Origin of the sequence: Paenibacillus sp. 276b (assembly GCF_900107875.1) — a bacterium.
Taxonomy (GTDB): domain Bacteria; phylum Bacillota; class Bacilli; order Paenibacillales; family Paenibacillaceae; genus Paenibacillus; species Paenibacillus marchantiae.
In genome coordinates, this window is the sequence record NZ_FNRR01000001.1 from 1 (window position 1) to 19,291 (window position 19,291).

17 protein-coding genes and 1 pseudogene are annotated in these 19,291 nt (G+C 46.7%); 13 read left to right on the forward strand and 5 right to left on the reverse strand.

What is annotated here, in order from left to right; translation table 11 throughout:
* The 3 genes and pseudogenes from BLV50_RS00005 to BLV50_RS00015 all read left to right on the forward strand — a co-directional run.
* Positions 1-1,339, forward strand: a pseudogene (locus tag BLV50_RS00005) (collagen-like protein); the annotation flags it as partial.
* A 412-nt stretch (positions 1,340-1,751) separates the two neighbouring features.
* Complete coding sequence (locus BLV50_RS00010; RefSeq protein WP_090805000.1) at positions 1,752-3,179, forward strand: FAD/NAD(P)-binding protein; 1,428 nt, start codon at positions 1,752-1,754, stop codon at positions 3,177-3,179.
* 167 nt (positions 3,180-3,346) lie between these two features.
* Positions 3,347-3,796, forward strand: a complete 450-nt coding sequence (locus tag BLV50_RS00015) for a hypothetical protein (RefSeq protein WP_079694886.1) — start codon at positions 3,347-3,349, stop codon at positions 3,794-3,796.
* A 114-nt stretch (positions 3,797-3,910) separates the two neighbouring features.
* Here the strand turns inward: BLV50_RS00015 and BLV50_RS00020 are convergent, their stop codons facing one another.
* Entirely contained in the window at positions 3,911-4,594 is a 684-nt protein-coding gene (locus BLV50_RS00020; protein ID WP_063564924.1) for a G1 family glutamic endopeptidase, read from the reverse strand.
* A 262-nt stretch (positions 4,595-4,856) separates the two neighbouring features.
* Here BLV50_RS00020 and BLV50_RS00025 point away from each other — a divergent pair, with 262 nt between their 5' ends.
* The 4 genes from BLV50_RS00025 to BLV50_RS00040 all read left to right on the forward strand — a co-directional run bounded on the left by BLV50_RS00025 (position 4,857) and on the right by BLV50_RS00040 (position 9,630).
* Complete coding sequence (locus tag BLV50_RS00025) at positions 4,857-5,603, forward strand: DeoR/GlpR family DNA-binding transcription regulator (RefSeq protein ID WP_063564923.1); 747 nt, start codon at positions 4,857-4,859, stop codon at positions 5,601-5,603.
* A 2-nt stretch (positions 5,604-5,605) separates the two neighbouring features.
* The gene (pfkB, locus tag BLV50_RS00030; protein WP_090805005.1) at positions 5,606-6,517 is read left to right on the forward strand and encodes a 1-phosphofructokinase; all 912 of its coding nucleotides are present in this window, start codon (positions 5,606-5,608) and stop codon (positions 6,515-6,517) included.
* 135 nt (positions 6,518-6,652) lie between these two features.
* Positions 6,653-8,647, forward strand: a complete 1,995-nt coding sequence (locus BLV50_RS00035; RefSeq protein WP_090805010.1) for a PTS fructose transporter subunit IIABC — start codon at positions 6,653-6,655, stop codon at positions 8,645-8,647.
* 197 nt (positions 8,648-8,844) lie between these two features.
* Entirely contained in the window at positions 8,845-9,630 is a 786-nt protein-coding gene (locus BLV50_RS00040) for a class I SAM-dependent methyltransferase (RefSeq protein ID WP_090805015.1), read from the forward strand.
* Positions 9,631-9,736: 106 nt separating this feature from the next.
* On the opposite strand, the gene BLV50_RS00045 is transcribed toward BLV50_RS00040, so the two are convergent.
* Both BLV50_RS00045 and BLV50_RS00050 read right to left on the reverse strand, forming a co-directional pair.
* A complete protein-coding gene (locus BLV50_RS00045; RefSeq protein WP_072732279.1) occupies positions 9,737-10,876 on the reverse strand; it encodes a zinc-dependent alcohol dehydrogenase in 1,140 nt (379 codons plus the stop codon).
* A 28-nt stretch (positions 10,877-10,904) separates the two neighbouring features.
* Positions 10,905-12,068 carry an oxalate decarboxylase family bicupin gene (locus BLV50_RS00050; protein ID WP_090805018.1) on the reverse strand — a complete coding sequence of 388 codons (1,164 nt, stop codon included), beginning with the start codon at positions 12,066-12,068 and terminating at the stop codon, positions 10,905-10,907.
* 152 nt (positions 12,069-12,220) lie between these two features.
* Between BLV50_RS00050 and BLV50_RS00055 the strand changes: the two genes are divergently transcribed.
* Positions 12,221-13,615, forward strand: coding sequence for a DUF1254 domain-containing protein (locus tag BLV50_RS00055; RefSeq protein ID WP_090805023.1), 1,395 nt, complete (start codon positions 12,221-12,223; stop codon positions 13,613-13,615).
* Positions 13,616-13,712: 97 nt separating this feature from the next.
* Here the strand turns inward: BLV50_RS00055 and BLV50_RS00060 are convergent, their stop codons facing one another.
* Positions 13,713-14,597, reverse strand: a complete 885-nt coding sequence (locus BLV50_RS00060; RefSeq protein ID WP_063564918.1) for an SDR family NAD(P)-dependent oxidoreductase — start codon at positions 14,595-14,597, stop codon at positions 13,713-13,715.
* A 208-nt stretch (positions 14,598-14,805) separates the two neighbouring features.
* Between BLV50_RS00060 and BLV50_RS00065 the strand changes: the two genes are divergently transcribed.
* The gene (locus tag BLV50_RS00065) at positions 14,806-15,240 is read left to right on the forward strand and encodes a MerR family transcriptional regulator (RefSeq protein ID WP_256337818.1); all 435 of its coding nucleotides are present in this window, start codon (positions 14,806-14,808) and stop codon (positions 15,238-15,240) included.
* Positions 15,241-15,301: 61 nt separating this feature from the next.
* Here BLV50_RS00065 and BLV50_RS00070 read toward each other — a convergent pair whose 3' ends face one another.
* The gene (locus tag BLV50_RS00070; protein ID WP_090805031.1) at positions 15,302-16,234 is read right to left on the reverse strand and encodes an AraC family transcriptional regulator; all 933 of its coding nucleotides are present in this window, start codon (positions 16,232-16,234) and stop codon (positions 15,302-15,304) included.
* 165 nt (positions 16,235-16,399) lie between these two features.
* On the opposite strand from BLV50_RS00070, the gene BLV50_RS00075 reads away from it, so the two are divergent.
* The 4 genes from BLV50_RS00075 to BLV50_RS00090 all read left to right on the forward strand — a co-directional run bounded on the left by BLV50_RS00075 (position 16,400) and on the right by BLV50_RS00090 (position 19,136).
* Positions 16,400-16,675 (forward strand): Atu4866 domain-containing protein, encoded by a 276-nt coding sequence (locus BLV50_RS00075; RefSeq protein ID WP_090805036.1) that lies wholly within the window; start codon positions 16,400-16,402, stop codon positions 16,673-16,675.
* A 26-nt stretch (positions 16,676-16,701) separates the two neighbouring features.
* A complete protein-coding gene (locus BLV50_RS00080) occupies positions 16,702-17,241 on the forward strand; it encodes an SDR family oxidoreductase (RefSeq protein ID WP_090805039.1) in 540 nt (179 codons plus the stop codon).
* 139 nt (positions 17,242-17,380) lie between these two features.
* Positions 17,381-18,283 carry a LysR family transcriptional regulator gene (locus BLV50_RS00085; protein WP_053783582.1) on the forward strand — a complete coding sequence of 301 codons (903 nt, stop codon included), beginning with the start codon at positions 17,381-17,383 and terminating at the stop codon, positions 18,281-18,283.
* 103 nt (positions 18,284-18,386) lie between these two features.
* Positions 18,387-19,136: a spermidine synthase gene (locus BLV50_RS00090; protein WP_063564914.1), complete on the forward strand. Its 750-nt coding sequence runs from the start codon at positions 18,387-18,389 to the stop codon at positions 19,134-19,136.
* The last annotated feature ends 155 nt before the right edge of the window (positions 19,137-19,291 follow it).

Genomic DNA, 19,291 nt, shown 5'->3' on the forward strand with positions numbered 1-19,291 from the left:
AACGGGAACAACCGGAGCCACGGGAGTAACGGGTCTTACTGGAGTAACTGGTGTTACAGGCGCAACCGGAACCGGAGCTACGGGAGCCACTGGTGCAACGGGTCTTACTGGGGTAACAGGTGTGACAGGTGCCACCGGAATAGGAACAACCGGAGCCACTGGTGCGACGGGTGTAACTGGAGTGACAGGCGCAACCGGAACAGGAACAACTGGAGCCACTGGTGCAACGGGCTTAACTGGGGTCACCGGTACGACAGGATCAACGGGAACAACAGGAACCACCGGCGCGACAGGATCTACTGGGGTAACAGGTGTAACTGGTGTGACAGGTGCAACCGGAACAGGAACAACTGGAGCCACAGGAGCAACGGGTCTTACCGGGGTAACTGGTGTGACAGGGGCAACGGGAACAGGAGCTACGGGAGCCACAGGTGCAACGGGTCTTACTGGGGTAACAGGTGTGACAGGTGCCACCGGAACAGGAGCTACGGGAGCTACAGGTGCAACGGGGCCTACTGGTGTAACTGGTGTGACAGGTGCAACGGGAACAGGAACGACTGGAGCTACCGGAGCAACAGGACTTACGGGTGAAACAGGTGCGACAGGAGCCACGGGAACGGGAACAACGGGAACAACCGGCGCCACAGGATTTACTGGTGTAACCGGAGTGACAGGTGCAACGGGAACAGGTATAACCGGATCCACCGGCGCGACGGGTTCAACGGGTGTAACGAGTGCAACTGGTGCGACAGGAGCAACGGGAACGGGAACAACAGGCGCAACTGGGGCTACCGGGGCTACTGGAGTTACTGGATCCACGGGAGCCACAGGGGCTACGGGTGCATCAGGGCCCAATCTAGCTGCACAAGGATTTTCTGCATTTTTGGCTAACCTATCAACAACAACCAGTGCACAGTTAACCAACTGGAGTACAGCAAGTCCTTACTATGGTAATGCAAATTTTAATGCAACTACAGGCAATTACACGGCGCCGAATACGGGGACCTACTCGATTGTGGCAACAATCAATTTTTCTACAACTGCCGCAATCGCCATCTCATTGGGTGCTGGGGTCAATCCAGCGTTTCTGGTGCAAAGAACATCCCCCACTACGACAACATTGGTCAATGGACTATTGCCAATCCTGAATATCAGCGTAACGCTACTTACGTTGCGGGCAGTTCTTGGTAGTGGAGCCGTAACGCTAGCGGCGCAGGTTACGCTGAATGCAGGCGATGTGATTGGGTTGTTTTACGCAGCGAATGGATTAACGATTACTCTGAACTTGGGGATTGGAGCAACGAACGGTATTGTATGGTCAGTACACGAATTGACATGAGGTATTAATTCTTCAGCACCCCACCTATTTAAAAATAAGACAACACGAAAACAGATCCGGGTTGGATCTATCGTTAATATCCAACCTGATCTGTTTTTTTACATACAGGACGAAGTCGTTAAAATTTGGTTTCGTTATAGTTAACAAGCATGTTAGATATTTTTAGGTCTGATGACAAGAAATCTGTCGTGATATTCAAAAAAATGACCCCAACTCATATAATAACGCTAATCCTTATGAAAATGATGTAAGGGATTGAGACGGAATCATCGTCTTTATCCATATGGTAAACGAATTAGGCTGCTTTGAACTTGCAGAATATCCATCCACAAAACAAATTATTACACAAACATAACATTAAACGAGCGGTTCGTAGCAGTATACGAGTGGACGTTGAAAGGGTTGATGAATGATGAGCCTTGAAACATTAAACCAACGAGTACAAGATGATCTGGCTTATCTCGCATATGGAGGTGCGGATTGGATTCGCCCACGCGAACATGACGAAGGCCATATCTATGATGTCGTTATTGTAGGTGGTGGGCAGAGCGGTTTGGGGGCTGCTTTTGGATTCCTGCGTGAGCGGATATCCAACATTCTGGTCATTGATGAAAATGCCGCAGGGTTGGAGGGACCTTGGGAAACTTACGCGCGTATGGTCACGTTACGTACACCAAAACACCTGACTTCCATTGATCTCGGTATTCCTTCGCTGACGTTTCGAGCATGGTGGGAGGCTCAATCAGGCTCCTCCGGATGGGATGCGGTTGATAAAATTCCGCGCAGCGAATGGATGAACTATCTGCGCTGGTACAGGCAAGTGCTTAATCTGCCTGTCATGAATGAAGTAAAACTGAGACTGATTGAACCTGCAGATGGAGGCTTACACCGGCTGCACATTACGGGTGCAGGGGCTCCAAGTAATATGTTGCTGGCACGAAAGGTTGTCTTGGCTACGGGCATCCAGGGTGGTGGAGAGTGGCATGTACCACCGATGATCGCTGAGAAAGTACCTAGGTATCTTTACGCTCACACGTCGGAGCTGATTGATTTTGAACGGTTACGAGGAAAAAGGATTGCCATACTTGGCGGCGGAGCTTCAGCCTTTGATAATGCCAACTTTGCACTAGCCACAGGTGTGGCTGAGGCCCACGTATTTGTGCGGCGGGAACAATTGCCGAGCATTAACCCGATACGTCAGATGGAACAATCCGGTATGATCGAACGGTTTCACGTTTTGTCGGACGAGGATAAGTATGCGACCATTTCCCATTTTTTCAAATACAATCAGCCACCAACCAACGATACCTTCAACCGAGCCGCTGCATGGCCAGGCTTCCAATTACATCTTCATGCGCCTTGGCTGGATATACAGATGAAGGATGGGAAAGCGGTAGTGACTACGCCACAGGGACAGCACTCCTTTGATTTTCTGGTCATAAGTACGGGGATGGTGAGTAATCCGTCACTGCGTCCCGAGCTCAGAATGGTGGAGGCACATATTGCACGCTGGGCAGACCGTTTTCAAGCTCCGACGGTACAGAGGAATGCACTGCTTGACGCACATCCCTACCTTAGTCCCGGGTTTGCAATGACCAGCAGAGATGAGGAGGGGCAGGATAAGCTGCGTGGGTTGTTTGTCTTTAACTACTCTGCACTTGCAAGTTGCGGCCTGTCCGCCTCAGCAATATCGGGGACAAAGAATGCTGTGCCGAAGTTGGTTTCAGCTGTAGCCGACCAGCTTTTCCTAGATGACCGGGAACAGATCTTGGAGCAATTTTTTAAGTATAACGAGCAGGAATTTACTGCGAGTTGGGTGAAGAGTGAAGTTGGAATCTGAGTATTCAAAATAACCGTACAGCGGGGTAAGATGCTGTACGGTTTTCCTTTTTCTAAAGTTACATTTACGGGTGCTTATATAATGCTGTAAAATATCGAATTATACAGCGTTAAGGCAGGCGATAGATTATTGTGAGAATCATGGATTATGAGGGGTTCAGAACCCATTTGAAGAAAGCGTCACGCAAACGAAATGAACCCTTGATCAAAATTGTAGCTTTTCAGGAAAAGTATATGAAGATTGAAGAGATCCAATATTATGATGTAGAGCAGAACTATATGAGTGTTCAGGCGTGTAATACGCTGTGGATGAACTTGAAAGATAAATCGTTCCGCAATCTGGTGTCCCATGATCTGAAGTATTTCCAAACCATGGACAACCTCGGCCGTCATTCATTGGAGAATCTAATTAAAGAACTGTACGACATGGCTGTTCCAATCCTGCTGGATTATGATCCAAGTGATTTTTATAGTTTGCAGCAGTTGTCTGAAATTCTGGTACTGGATGAGATGAAGCTAGTAGAGAAATTGGAGATGGGGCGTTTCAAGGGTGCATTTATTAATGAAGAAGGAAATTGGGTAAAACCCAAACCTGACAGGGCTGAGCTATTCCTATAATTGAAAAAAGAGACTCGTGTCAATTCCATAATGACCGAATATCCATTCTGCAATGGTACGCCGAATACGGCACATTGCAGTTTTTTTCATTAACGAACTGTCTACGAAGAAGTCTCAGCCGTTTCGTTTCACGACAAAAGAGTCTCCGCTTGGTCCCGGTGTTCCTGGAATGGAAACAACCTGTTTTTGCTGAATCATGATGCCTTTCTCTTTGACGATGAAGCCGGGGCAGCGACCGTTCAGGCGACAACACTTGAAGGTGACAGGCGTGATTTTTGCCATCCGGGAGATGGTGTTTCCCAATGATGGAGCTTCTACAATCCATTCCGCGGATGATTGCTGGCCTGCATATTGCTGAACGGTGCGGAAAGTCCAATTTTGGGTCAGGTTATGAAGTGTGATACACCAGCGAGTTCGATTGATTCTGTAAATGGCCGCTCTCATCCGATCTCCCGGTGATACAGGAAAAGGGATGATCGTTTCAACGTCCGGAAGAATTTCCCACCAGGCATAATAACTAGCTTGGCCGTTAACCCAATCATGGCCTGTTCCAGTCTGAATGAGATTGGAATTCTCGTATCCATCAATTCCGATCCAGGCTGAGGAGTATGAGGACTTGGACGATGGTAAAACAAAGGGCACGTTCCATTCAGCCGAGATACGTCTGAATTCAGCTTTGTCACCCGCTCGGGCATAACCACTCCAGTTGGAGGAAATCCACCCGAAGCGTAGTGAAGAATTTGTTTTGCCTGTATGAGGTATACAGGGTTTTCGGCGTTTGTTTCGATTATTCGCCATACGGCCACCTCCCATGTGAAAATAGAGACGAAATCATTCGTTCGATATTATCAAATGCATGGAAGACGAAAGAGGACATGGACAATCTGAGAAAGAAATAAGGTTTGAATGATTTTGAACGATATTTAGGGTTGAATGCGATGTTTGATGTCTATAAAATGTCGAATGTTGATGGTTTTTGAATGTTTTTAAATTAATTTGAATGAAAATGATTGTTTTTTGAGGATTTTATGTTACTATAAAAGCAGTTGGAGGAATGAAAATGCTAACTGAAGAACGATATGCTGCAATTATAGAGCGCTTACACGAAAGAGGCATTGTGAAACTACAAGAGCTCGTCGATGTGCTGGGTGCTTCTGAGTCAACGATACGGCGCGATTTGATTGATCTGGAGAGTCGTCAGATGCTGAAACGCATACATGGTGGTGCTGCTCTAGTGAATGAAAAGACGCCGGAACCCGGTATGGAAGAAAAAACGTTCAAAAACATTCAACAGAAAACGGCGATTGCTCGTTTAGCTGCGCAGGAAATCAACAATGGTGAATGTATCTATCTGGATGCAGGGACGACGACATTAGCCATGATTGCCTATATTGAGGCCAAGGACGTTACGGTAGTGACGAACGGACTTTCTCATGTAGAAGCGCTGGTAAGTAAACGAATACGCAGCTATCTGCTTGGCGGAATGATGAAAATCCACACTAAAGCCGTGATTGGCAGTATCGCATTACAGAACATGGACAACTTCCGTTTTGATAAATGTTTTATCGGAACCAACGGAGTGGATGCCGAAATGGGGTATACAACTCCCGATCCGGAGGAAGCCTTGATTAAAAGACGTGCACATCAATTGTCCGGGAAATCTTACGTGCTGGCTGATTCCAGCAAAATTGGGGAAATTACTTTTGCCAAACTGTTTGACCTTGAGGAGGCAGACTTGATCACAGAACGTATGCCGGAACACTGGCGCTCTGTAATCGCCCAGAAAACTAAAATAATTGAGGGATAGCCATGATATATACCGTAACACTTAATCCTTCCATTGATTACATCGTGGAAGTGGATGATCTGAAGCTTGGTGATTTGAATCGTATGAATCGGGACCTGAAACTTCCTGGAGGCAAAGGCATTAACGTATCGCGAGTGCTTAATCAACTGGGAGCCAAAAACACTGCACTCGGATTTCTGGGAGGGTTCACAGGCCGTTTCATTAATGACAAATTGCAGGAAGACAAGATTCTGACGGACTTCGTTACCATCGCAGATGATACCCGAATTAACATCAAGCTGAAGCATGGGGAAGAGACAGAGATTAACGGACTGGGACCAGCCATTCGACCAGAGGAAGCAGAAGGGTTGCTTAACAAGTTATCCGCATTGCAAAAAGGAGATATCGTCATTCTTTCGGGAAGTGTACCACCTTCACTGGGAGCTGAGTTCTACGATCGTCTGATCAACGTGTGCAAACAAACGAGTGCCGAATTTGTAATCGACACGACAGGACCCGCTTTAATGGATGCTTTGGTACATGAACCGCTGCTGGTGAAGCCGAACCATCACGAACTAGCTGAACTTTTCGGAGTAACCATCGACACTCAAGAGGAACTGGTGACCTATGGTCGCAAGCTTTTGGAAGCAGGTGCCAAACATGTGTTGATCTCCATGGCAGGAGAAGGAGCGCTGTTGATTACCAAAACAGATGTCTACCATGCGAGCGTTCCAAAAGGTGTCGTGAAAAACTCGGTTGGTGCTGGAGATTCCATGATCGGTGGATTCGTAGGTACATTTGGATTAAACGAAGACCTGCTTGAAGCGTTCCGAACGGGTGTTGCTTCGGGTAGTGCAACGGCTTTCTCAGATGATCTGGCGACACGTGAACTCATCGAAGAGCTGCGTACTCAAGTCACCATAACCAAAATATAGTCCGTACAAAATGAATGGAATACAGGCCCCTTTTTAGAAGAGGGGATTCAGTTAATAGCAGATAACAGCGTAAGAAGTATAATTATAAGTCGGTCTGTATCACGCAGGCTGACTGAATTTAAGGGAGTGTACCAAATGAGAATAACAGACCTGATGATCCAGGAAACGATGATCATGGACCTGCAAGCCACGACGAAAGAAGAGGCTATTGATGAACTCATTGCAAGTTTAAACCGTAGCGGACGTATTAATGATCCGGTTCTGTTTAAGGAAATGATTTACAAACGCGAAGCGGAATCCAGCACGGGGATTGGTGGCGGTATTGCCATGCCTCATGCTAAAACAACAGCAGTAAATGAACCAACAGTTGTATTTGCCAAGAGTCGGAAAGGACTTGATTTTGAAGCGCTTGATGATGAACCGGCTCATATATTCTTCATGATTGCAGCTCCAGAGGGGGCTGCCAATACACATCTTCGTACACTTGCGGCTCTTTCCAGGCTGTTGATTGATAGCGATTTCATCTCGCAGCTAATGAGCACGGACACTCCTGAAGAAGTGACTGCATTATTCGATGCCAAACAGGCGGAAGAAGCGGAGAAAAAAGCTGCCAAAGAAAAAGCCGAAGCGGAGAAAGCAGCAAATGCTGCAAATGGAACAAACGCTGTATCTGGCGCGGGCAATGCGAATGGACAGAAGCAGAATACATCAGGCCTTATTGTTGGTGATGCGGCATCTGAAGATTTTGTCGTTGCAGTAACCGCTTGCCCAACAGGTATTGCTCACACGTTCATGGCTGAAGACGCTCTCAAGAAGAAAGCACAGGAAATGGGCATTAATATCCGAGTAGAGACCAACGGTTCCGAAGGAGCACAGAACGTACTGACAGCTGATGAAATCGCTCGTGCCAAAGGGGTTATCATTGCGGCAGATAAAAATGTGGAAATGGCCCGCTTTGATGGCAAACCGGTATTACAAAGACCCGTAAGCGATGGCATTCGCAAATCCGAAGAACTGATTCGCAAAGCAGTTAACGGGGACGCTCCGATCTACCGAAGCCAAGGCGGCAACGGTGGGAAGGCTGAAGGAGAAAGCCAAGGCAAATTGAGCATGGGCAGCAAGATTTATAAAGATTTAATGAACGGGATCTCGCATATGCTTCCATTTGTTGTAGGTGGCGGGATTTTGCTCGCCATATCCTTCTTGTTTGAACAAATTGCGAGTCCGGACAATCCTATTGTGCAATTGTTGCAGACCATTGGTGGCGGGACCGGAGCGTTCCACTTCCTGATTCCTGTCCTTGCCGGTTTTATTGCGATGAGTATTGGTGATCGTCCGGCCCTGATGCCTGGTATGGTCGGTGGATTGATGGCTGTGAATTCGAACGCCGGTTTCCTTGGTGGTCTGGCTGCCGGTTTCCTGGCAGGTTACGTAGTAATTGGTCTGCGCAAACTATTTAAAGGACTGCCTAAAGCAATTGACGGATTGAAACCAATCCTGCTCTATCCTGTGTTCGGATTGCTTATCGTTGGTGCAATAAGTTTCTATGTCTTTGATCCAATCTTCGGTTCCCTTAACACATGGCTTGTAGATGCACTTGGAAACCTGGGTACCGGAAATGCTGTATTGCTTGGCTTGCTGCTTGGCGGCATGATGTCCATCGATATGGGTGGACCGTTTAACAAAGCGGCTTATACATTTGCTATCGGTGTATTCACATCCAGCGGCAATACAGATGGTGCTTGGATGGCAGCTGTTATGGCGGGCGGTATGGTACCGCCACTGGCGATTGCACTCGCTACAACGTTCTTCAAATCCAAATTTACGGAGCAAGAACGCAAATCAGGTTTGACGAATTACGTGCTCGGATTTTCCTTCATCACGGAAGGCGCCATTCCATTTGCTGCGGCTGACCCGCTGCGTGTTCTGACATCCTGTATTCTCGGTTCTGCTGTTGCAGGTGGACTGACTCAACTGTGGAGCATTAACGTACCTGCTCCGCATGGCGGAATCTTCGTTGCGGCACTGGCGAATCACGCATTACTCTTCCTGCTTGCTGTAGCAATCGGTGCAGTAATCTCCGGTCTGATTCTCGGACTGTGGAAAAAATCGCCGACCGTTGTGAAATAAGTCAAAGGGTAAAGTTTCCCTAAAAGTTATAAACAATCTCTATCTCATAGATTAATTAAAATAAGATGGCATCTCCTCAGTGAAATTCACTGGGGAGATGCTTTTTTATTTCGCTGCAGGTCATTCTGTGATAAGATAAATAATATCTAATTAATGAAACAACGTTTCATCTAATGAAACTATAAGGAGGGAACAGCATGTCTAATGATCAGATTAAAGGACAGGTACGCAAACAATTTGCGAAAAATGCGGAGAAATATGTGACTAGTGCCGGTCATGCCAAAGGTGATGATCTGGCATTGCTTGTGGCTTCATCTCAAGCAAGCTTGGATATGAAGGTGCTGGATATTGCCACTGGCGGAGGACATGTTGCCAATGCATTAGCTCCGCTTGTGGAGCAGGTTATCGCATTGGATTTAACGGATGAGATGTTACAAGTGGCTGAACATTTTATCCGGGGAAATGGGCACCAGAATGTGGATTTTGTTGCAGGAGATGCTGAACACGTCCCTTTCGAGGATGATTTCTTTGACCTTGTGACCTGTCGCATTGCTGCACACCATTTTCCAGACGTATCTTCCTTTGTATCCGAGGCGCTTCGAGTAATGAAACCTGGTGGCAGACTGTTATTAATTGATAATGTGGCACCTGAACGTGATGAGAATGACCAATTTTACAATGAAATCGAGAAGTGGCGTGATGGAAGTCATGTTCGGGCATGGCGTAAGACGGAATGGATACGGATGTTGGAGCTTGCCGGATTTCGAATGGAAACGATGGTTTCCTTTGAGAAACACTTTATATTTGAAGACTGGTGCAACAGGGCTGGACTTCCGGAGCCGGAAAGTAGAGAGCTTGAAGCAAGCATGTTGAGCGCGCCATCTGTAATTAAGAAGTATTTCAATTTTGAAGTGGCACAGCCTGGCAGACTCGTCAGCTTCAAAGGAGAGAGTGTATATATTCAGGCGGTAAAAGGAAAATAAGGTTTCGCCATCATTAATTAATTCGTTTAAGTGGGCAAAAGCAAAATCAAAAAAGGCAGAGGGCCCGCATAAGGGACATCTGCCTTTTTAGATCGTCGTCACATAATCAAGGTTTCAGTATAACTTTGGTACACTCGTCTTCGTGTTCGTAGAAAATCCGGTAAGCTTCCTTCGCATTCTCCAGCGCAATGCGGTGAGAGATGATCTCGGTAGGGTCGAATTCGCCAGCCGTGATTTTGCGGAAAAGCTCCGGCATATAGTGAATAACAGGGGCTTGTCCCATTCTCAGGTTGATGTTTCGTTCAAACAGATTGCCTAGGGGGAACATGTTATAGGTCGAGCCATAAACACCCGTCAGTTGCATCGTCCCGAATTTGCGCACAGCCTTGATACCGATCTCAATTGCACTTAATGTACCGCCTTGAATTTTCAGCTTCTGTCCAATTTCCTCCAAAGTGGATTTCTTGCCATCCATGCCTACACAGTCGATGACAACATCCGCTCCGCCTTGGGTTATTTCGCGAATATGTTCACCCATATCATCGTAATCTTCAAAATTAAATACTTCGGAATTATTCATTCGTTTGGCTTTGTCCAGTCGATACGGAAGACGATCCACAGCAATGACTCGCTTGGCACCTTTCATCCAGGCGAATTTTTGTGCCATCAGGCCAATGGGCCCGCTGCCAAGCACAGTTACAGTGTCTCCCGGCTTCACCCCGGCGTTCTCAACACTCCAGTACGCAGTAGGGAGCACATCGGACAGGAATAACAGGGCTTCATCCTCGAGCTCACATGATTCGGGAATCACAAAAGGCATGAAATTCCCATAAGGAACACGCAAAAATTCAGCCTGACCGCCCGGATAATTTCCGTATCGTTCCGTGAAGCCAAAATAACCTCCGGTATGAACCTCCGGATTGCGGTTTGAGTTATCGCACTGGCTCTCCATGTCGTGATTGCAATAAAAGCATTCGCCGCAGGAGATGTTAAAAGGCAACACCACACGATCTCCTTTTTTTACTCGCGTCACTTCAGGTCCTACTTCCTCAACAATGCCCATCGGCTCATGGCCGATGACATAATCCTTCTGGGCTGGCAGAGCTCCCTGATAAATATGAAGATCTGATCCACATATGGCTGTAGAAGTAATACGCACGATGATGTCATCCTTTTGCTGCAATCGTGGATCTTCCACCTCTTTGACTTGAATATCCTTGGTTCCTTGAAAAGTAACAGCTTTCATCTTCATATTCCTCCTAGATGTATTCCTATTAAACAACAGGCCATTTTTCTTTACGCAACGAATGGAGCAGTTCGGGGGAAGCGTTCAGGTTGTCATGCACTAGCTCTTCCGGGGTTAATGCCATCCATTGATTCAGGGAGATATCCTCAAAGCGGTCACTTCTAAACATCTCCAAAAACCATAACGTATCGGTGCCCGTATTCTGAATATAATGCCCCATGGCTACAGGAACGTATCCAACATCTCCAGCCCGATAGTCGAATGTGCGTGCAAGGCCATTCCCTCCAAAAACCGTCATTCTTCCTTGCCCGGTCAAATAGTATTGCCATTCATCCGCATTGGGATGCCAGTGAAGTTCGCGCATACCTCCAGGCTTGATTTCCACGAGTGCTGCGGCAACGGTTGTTGAGATCGGAAAGTTGGTGGAGTCCACAATGCGCACACTGCCTCCCGGTGTAACGATCGGTTTCTGGGCTAACAGCCGATGTTTGAAGGAGAGCGGAACCGTGCCATAGGGTGACTGCACTTCCTGGCTTGCGAGGGAACCAGGGACCTGATCCTGAAAAATGTAAACCTGTTCTGTTGGCATGGATTGGAACGCGGATTCGGGTATGCCAAAATTGACGGACAACACTTCCGGTGGCGTATGCGCAAACCAATCAGAGATGGATAATGTATTCAGATCGGAGAAGGACCCATCATCAAATACAAGCAAAAACTCACATCCATCGGCCAAGCCCTGAATGGAATGGGGCAGACCTTTTGGGAAAAACCACAGATCTCCCGGTCCCACATCTGCAATAAAATTACGACCTTGCTGATCCACGGACGTAATTCGTGCCGTACCCCAGATCATATACGCCCATTCCGATTGCTGATGCCAGTGCAACTCCCGTACACCTCCAGGTGTAAGGCTCATATTCACACCAGCTAGTGTCGTAGCGATGGGCAAATCCCGTACCGTAATTTCGCGGGACCAGCCGCCATGGTTCAACTGCATATGTGTATCGGAAAAAGACATTCTCAGGTTGGGTAATAAGCCGTTGTCGGTTACCGGAGGTACCAGCATATCCGGATTTTGTAGATCTCTCATCACATCCCGAGGCCCCAGATCCGGACCTCCGGCACCGTCTTTTCGTATCGGCTGCGGTATAATTAATGGCTTGCCATTGTTGTTGTTTTCATTTTTCATATGCAGATTCCTCCAGTTCATCACTTCGTCCCATGACAGATGTCGGTATAGTGAAGATTATGAACCAGAGCCTGGCAATTATGAGGGACGGGAATAATCTGCGTTGGCGAAGTGGAAAATAACGTGAAAATTCACGATAGGTGGTGAGAGGAATGCGTAAACGTTTCAGGTTATTGCTTTACATCTGTTTCATTCTTGGGACTGTCGCTTCTTCAATCGCTGCGATGCCACTGGAGGTTCTGGCCAGTCCGGATGACATAAGGAAAGACAATGTAGCTTCTTCACAGGAACAGTTGGCTTATTCGCTTGGGGTTCAGGCTTACATATATGGCTATCCGCTGGTAGTTATGGAACAAACGAGACAGATGGCTCTGAAAACAAGGGCTCCACTCAATCAGTTTTATTACTCCAGCATGCTGGCTTCTCAGCAATATCACGATATTGTAACTCCTAATAGCAATACGCTTTATTTTAGCGCCTGGCTGGATCTCTCCAAAGGTCCGGTGGTCCTGAACGTTCCGGCTAATAAGGATGACCGTTATTACACCGTCCAAATGATTGATGCGTATACCAATACGTTCAGGAATGTGTCCAATCGTACGACAGAAAACAAGGCAGGGCAGTTCACCATCGTTGGACCGGGTAGAAGCAGTGATATCAACAAAGCGTCCATCCATGCCCCAACGCCAATCGTTTGGCTGCTCGGACGTGTGCAAGTGAATGGTAAAGAGGATCTGAACCATGCAGTTGCTTTCGAGAAACAATTCACCCTGTCAACGCCAACCAGTAATCCTTCCAGTGGTATAACAGACGGTTCGTCTTCGAATCAGATGTCTTCCATGAAGAACGACCCGTTTGCTTTCTATAAAATCATGACGGAACAGATTCGGCAAAATCCTCCGCCCGCCTGTGATGCAGTTCTGCTGGATCAGTTCAAGCTAATCGGCATTGATCCTGCCAAGGGATTTGAATCAGCTGATCTGAATGCTGCCACGAAAGCCGGACTGTTGCGTGCCGCAAAGGATGCGCAACGTATTATTGCAAATTCAGTCAAGTCGATTCCGACCGCCAATGGATGGTATATCGGCCATGATATTGGAACCTATGGTACCCAATTTCTGCTGCGAGCTGTCGTTGCATATTCCGGTTTGGGCGCCAATGTCCCGGAGGAAGAGCTATATGCACGTGCATTTGTAGATCAAAATGGGGAAAAGCTGCATGGCAAGCAACGTTATGTGTTGCATTTTAACAAGAATGATCTTCCGCAGGTGACCGGATTTTGGTCTCTCACCCTGTATGACTCCGATTTTTATCTGGTCGATAATGCCATTGGCAGATATTCGATTGGAGATTTGACGAAAGGTTTGCTGTACAATCCTGATGGTTCACTGGACCTTTATATTCAGCAGTCTGCTCCTGAAGGGAAGGAATCGAATTGGCTTCCTGCACCACCAGGAGACTTCAATTTGGTGCTGAGGATGTTTGCTCCGAAACCATCCATGCTGGAAGGGGAATATGAAGTACCTCCGGTCGCTCGGATACAATAGGAAGCCTGGATACCATACATGTAAGGAGTAAAATGAATCCAAAGGAACAACAAAAAGACGTGACCGATACGCTCGGTCACGTCTTTTTGAAGAAAGCTCAGACACTTTTTTTGCTTACGGGATCGGTCTTGGAGTCAAGCTGCAAAAATTCATGCTCATAAATTTCATGCACTCTGTTCAGAATGGCTGGGCCTTGCTCCGTAAACCGGAGATTAGTGGGTTTGTTTTTCATCAGGAACGTACCGGATGTAAGTTTGGTTTGCGCAATGGCAGCGTTATAAAGCAGAGAAGCTCCGTGACTTGGATGTGGGAAGAACAGCTTCATGATTGGTTTGATATAAAAGGGCAGTCCAGATGTTTTATTACCTCTGAGTGTATTGTTGCCCCCGGGGTCCACACTGAGTAACCGAATTCCTTTAGCCGCAGGGGTAGAAGCAGCTTCGCGTGTCCATAAAGACAGTGCGAGCTTTGAAGTCGCATAAGGACCGAACAGTTTTTTGAACTCGGCTGGATGTTCCAGGATGTCCAGGTTAAACTGTTTAACCATATTGAACGCACTGGTGGATGTATTAATAACGGTTTTCAAGGTGCTTTTGTGAAGAAGATCCTGTAGTTCCATGTAAATGATGTACGGCACCACGGTCTGTAATTCAAAGTGCATTTCATGTCCCTGATCGGACAAACGAAGATCGTAACCGCTGCCCCCGGCATTATTGAACAACACATCGATGGTATCCGTTTCGGATTTAATTTGATTCAGTGCTTTTCTCAGATTATCGTACTGAGTAAGATTAGCTTGAACCCAACGGAGCTGACCGGAGCGCAATCCGTCCTGAATGTCACTGTCTTCCTTCGGAAAAGCGGAACGGTTAAGGCCGATAACTTGCCAGCCTTCCGCTAACAAGGTGCGGGTCAGTTCAAGACCGATTCCCGAAGTTGATCCTGTAATTAGGGCTGTACGACGTGTATGGTTTGAATTCATATAAATACCTCCTGAGTGAATGGTGTGACAGGGCCAATCTGTCTAATGCGCTCATTCTACAATTTGGAGTCGACTCCAAGTCAAGCGTGCTGTTGGTTTATATTTTAATTTTTTGGATGCGGTATCTATAAACGCATAACAACCTTGACTTGGAGCTGACTCCAAGTTGTAAGATAGAGATCAATGAAGGCGGAGGAGGTCGACTATGATGAATGATACTGAAGTGTTCTCCATTAAAGAGACGTCAGAACAGGCCGGGCTATCGGAAGACACCATTCGTTATTATGAGAAGATTGGACTTCTTCCCCGGGCTGAACGCAAGGCCAATCGCCATCGGGTATACCGTCCGGAGGACATCCAGACAATGAAGCTTATTACTTGTTTGAAAAAAACAGGCATGTCTCTGGAGGAGATGAAGCCTTATCTACAGATGTCGATGGATTCGGACCTTGAAGATTTCCCGGATGAGCGTGAAATGCTGCTGAACCATCGGAAAAAGATTGAAGCCCAGATTGCATCCTTGCAGCAGATCGTCGATTTTATCGATGAGAAGATGGAGAAGCGTAGCATGTTTCCGGATGAGTGCCCGATTACCGGGGAGAATCAGATGTTTGTATTTGAAAAGAAGAACATCTTCTCCTGAGCGCTGCTAGCCAGCGGAACCCAAAAACCACGTCATGATGACGTGGTTTTTTTGCTTATATTTAGCATTCGATATGGAGTATATGGCGAAGGCGTTTGATATCACTTTTGGGAGGAAGACCATACATGCGAGCGTACTCCCGACTGAATTGGGAAGGACTCTCGTACCCAACCTGGAATGCAGCATCGGCTGCATCGGTTAAACCTGCAAGCAGCATTCGCCGTGCCTCCTGCAATCGAATCTGTTTTTGATATTGTAGTGGGCTCATGGCGGTAATGGCTTTGAAATGATAATGCAATGAGGATGTACTCATGTTAATCATGGAAGCCAATTGCTCGATTCGTAGCGGATGGGCGTATTCTGATTGAATCAAATCAATGACTTGAGCGATGTGCTGTGCGTGACTGTTCTGGACTGCAAACTGCCTGATGGAATGTCCATTTTCATCCTGAATCAGGCGATATAGAACCTCGCGGATCATAAGCGGTGCAAGTACGGGAATGTCTTCAGGTGTATCCAGTAACCTGACCAATCGGATTACAGCTTCCAGAAGCGGAGGTTTGGTTGAACTTACAAACAACCCACGACGTGTTGAATTGTCAGGTTTGGTCTGTGTAGAGGGAGAATCCTGAATAAGATCAAAAATCTGACCTGAATCAAAATCAAGTCGCAGACAGAGATAGGGATGTTCTGTCGTAGCCTGTACAACTTGCCCTGAAATAGGCAAGTTTATGGAAGCAACCAAATACTGTGAAGAGTCATAGGTGTAGCTCTCTTGTCCGAGAATAACCAGTTTGGACCCTTGGGCCACAATACACAGGGCGGGTTCGTGTACGGCATGAATGGGCTCTGAAACATGGGAAGCACGAATCAAATCAAGCGAAGGAATTGCTGTTAGATGAATCCCGTCTTCGTGGGTGAAACGGCCGATTAAGCGAGCCAATTCCTGCTGCTGCTGAATAATAGATGTATCCTGTTCCATTTTTGAAAGCATGGATTGCTGGCCCTCCTTTCCTCTTACTCGTTTAACTATTTTAGAATGTGCTGGAGGAATAGGCAAGAATACTGTGGGATTCTTCTATCGGATAGAGACTGATTCCTTACATAATGAAGGCAAGAAATTGAATCTGTTGGCAATAGAAAGGAGTGTCGTGGAAATATGGTAGGCAATAGATCAGGAGATAGACAAGAAGTGAAGCACTCGTATGTTGGGATGTGGGTGACGAAGGATGGGTACATCAGGCATGAGCTTCTCCCTGACGGTCGCTATGATGAAGCGCGGGGAAATAGGCAAAGTGCATATCAAGGACGATATGTAGTCGATGGAGACCATATTGAATATGTCGATGATACTGGCTTTACCGTAGATGGAGACTTTAAGGACGGCGTGCTTTATCATGCGGGCATGATTTTGTACAGAGAAAATGCACAATAAATTATCTAATAGGGAGAGAAATCAACATGTCAAATATAAAAGGGAAAGTCGTTGTGATCACTGGTGCAAGCAGCGGAATTGGGGAGGCAACGGCGTATGCGGGAGTCATGCCGCTATCACCCTTTGAAGCACTAAAAGTGGACGAGTGGAATCGTATGATTGATGTTAACATTCGCGGTGTTCTACACGGCATTGCCGTTGGGCTGCCTGTTATGAAAGAGCAGGGTTCCGGCCAGTTTATTAATATCGCCTCCATCGGAGCTTATGCCGTGACACCTACAGTCGCGGTATATTGTGCAACCAAATACGCAGTCCGTGCGATCTCGGAGGGTCTGCGCCAGGAGGTAGGCGCAGATGTCCGCGTGACCCTTGTATCGCCAGGTGTGACTGAATCCGAACTTGCCGAATCCATCTCTGATGATGAAGCACGCGAGCTTATGAAAGATTATCGGCGCATATCCATTCCGGCCACGGCTATTGCTCAGAGCATTCTGTACGCGATCAACCAGCCAGCTGAGGTGGATGTGAATGAAATCGTGGTGAGACCCACAGCAAGCATGGCTTAAATCTCGCGGTAAGACACTAAAGATGTCCACAACCATATGAATGGGTTGGGGCGTCTTTTTGTACCCTGAAAGAGAGCTCGTCTAGGTTACAATATGGTATAGTATGATCAAGTAACGCACCAGAGAGGGGAATAATACATTGACGCTGCAACAGCTAAAATATGTGATTGAAGTCGCCACGCGTGGCTCGATGAATGAAGCCGCCAAGCGGCTGTTTATTTCCCAGCCCAGCCTGTCGAATGCCATCCGGGATCTGGAGCAGGAGCTGCGGATTACCATTTTTGAACGCACGAATAAAGGGATAACCTTGTCCAAAGAAGGCGTGGAATTTCTAAGTTATGCACGCCAGGTAGTGGAGCAGGCGGAATTACTGGAGAATCGTTATTTGAACGCGAAGCCGTCTCCGCAACATTTTTCCGTCTCCACACAGCACTATGCGTTTGCAGTAAATGCCTTCGTGAAGCTGGTGCAGCAGTATGGACAGGATGAATATGAACTGGCTCTGCGGGAAACGAAAACGTATGAGATTATCCAGGATGTAAAAAGCCTGCGCAGCGAAATTGGCATACTATATCTGAATGAATTCAATTCCAAGGTTATTAACAAGCTGCTTAAGGATGCGGGGCTGGTCTTCAACAGTCTGTTTGTTGCCAAGCCGCATATTTTTATCAGTGTGCAAAATCCGCTGGCGAAGCAGGAATCGGTTGCGATTGAACAGCTTCAGGATTATCCATACCTGTCCTTTGACCAGGGGGAATATAACTCCTTCCATTTTTCAGAGGAGATCCTAAGCACGCTTTCTCATCCCAAAAGCATACAGGTTAACGACCGAGCCACGCTGTTTAATCTGCTGATCGGTTTGAACGGATACACCATCTCAACAGGTGTGCTTAGTGCCGACCTGAATGGGAATGAGATTATCCCCGTCCCGCTGGAGTGTGAAGAGACCATTAATGTTGGCTGGATCAGCCATAAGAATGCTTCGCTTTCCAATCTGGGCGTGGAGTATGTCCAGGCTCTGCATGAGGCGATTCAATCCTAAATGGTCATGGGAAAACCGTTTCCGTTCCAGCGGAGTCGGTTTTTTTTTAGAAACACACTTATACTTATAATCATTGCGTAAAAGTACGAAGGGAGAACGGTCAGTGCGTGTTTTATACCGAAATAAGAGTGAACAGCATGAGTTGACGATATATGATACATCCAAGCTTTATGGAGATAAGGGCCGATTTCGTGTGCTAGAATTCTCCAATGCAGCAGTTCAGGGGGCAATGGATCTGGACGAGCCATCCCGAATGGTGCTGGAGTATCCAAGGGCGATGGTTCACCTGATGGAACGAAATAATCCCGATTATGAATCGGTTTTTATAATTGGACACGGCATCGGAACCCTATCAAGCTACTTGTCTAACCGTCAACTAAAAGTCGCTGAACTCGATGCGGAAGTCATTGAGCTCAGCAGAACTTTCTTTGGATATCGTGGAGATCATGTGTTGGTTGGTGACGGTCGTGAACTATTGGAGCAGGAGGCATCAGGCTCATACCATTATATTATTGTAGATGCTTTTACGGCTGCGGGAACACCTGCACAGTTTACTTCAAGCTCATTTTTCACGATGCTAAAGGACAAATTGCATTCTGGTGGTATCGTATTGCTGAATGTATTTGGGCGTGCGGGCAATGACAGACTGGTGAATGCGATTCATACCACGTTACAGGAACACTTCGCTTATACGCGCTCATTTGCATTGCCAGCTGAAACAACGGATGAAGTCCAAAATCGTATTTTGGTCGGTTGTGACGGACCGATTTCATTTCAAACGCGTCATATGGCTGGGTTTGTAGAACAGCAGCCTGGCGAGGGATATGTTATTGTGGATTCAAATGAATCTTAATCTCAAATACAGTTAAAGATGATTTCGAAGAAAAGTGTCATATCATGTTATCAATTGTCATTAAATCGTCAATCTTACTATGTAATTATTCGAACTTCACAAACTATTTATTTCTTCTTAACAACTTTCATATAAGATAGAAGGAATATGCCTTT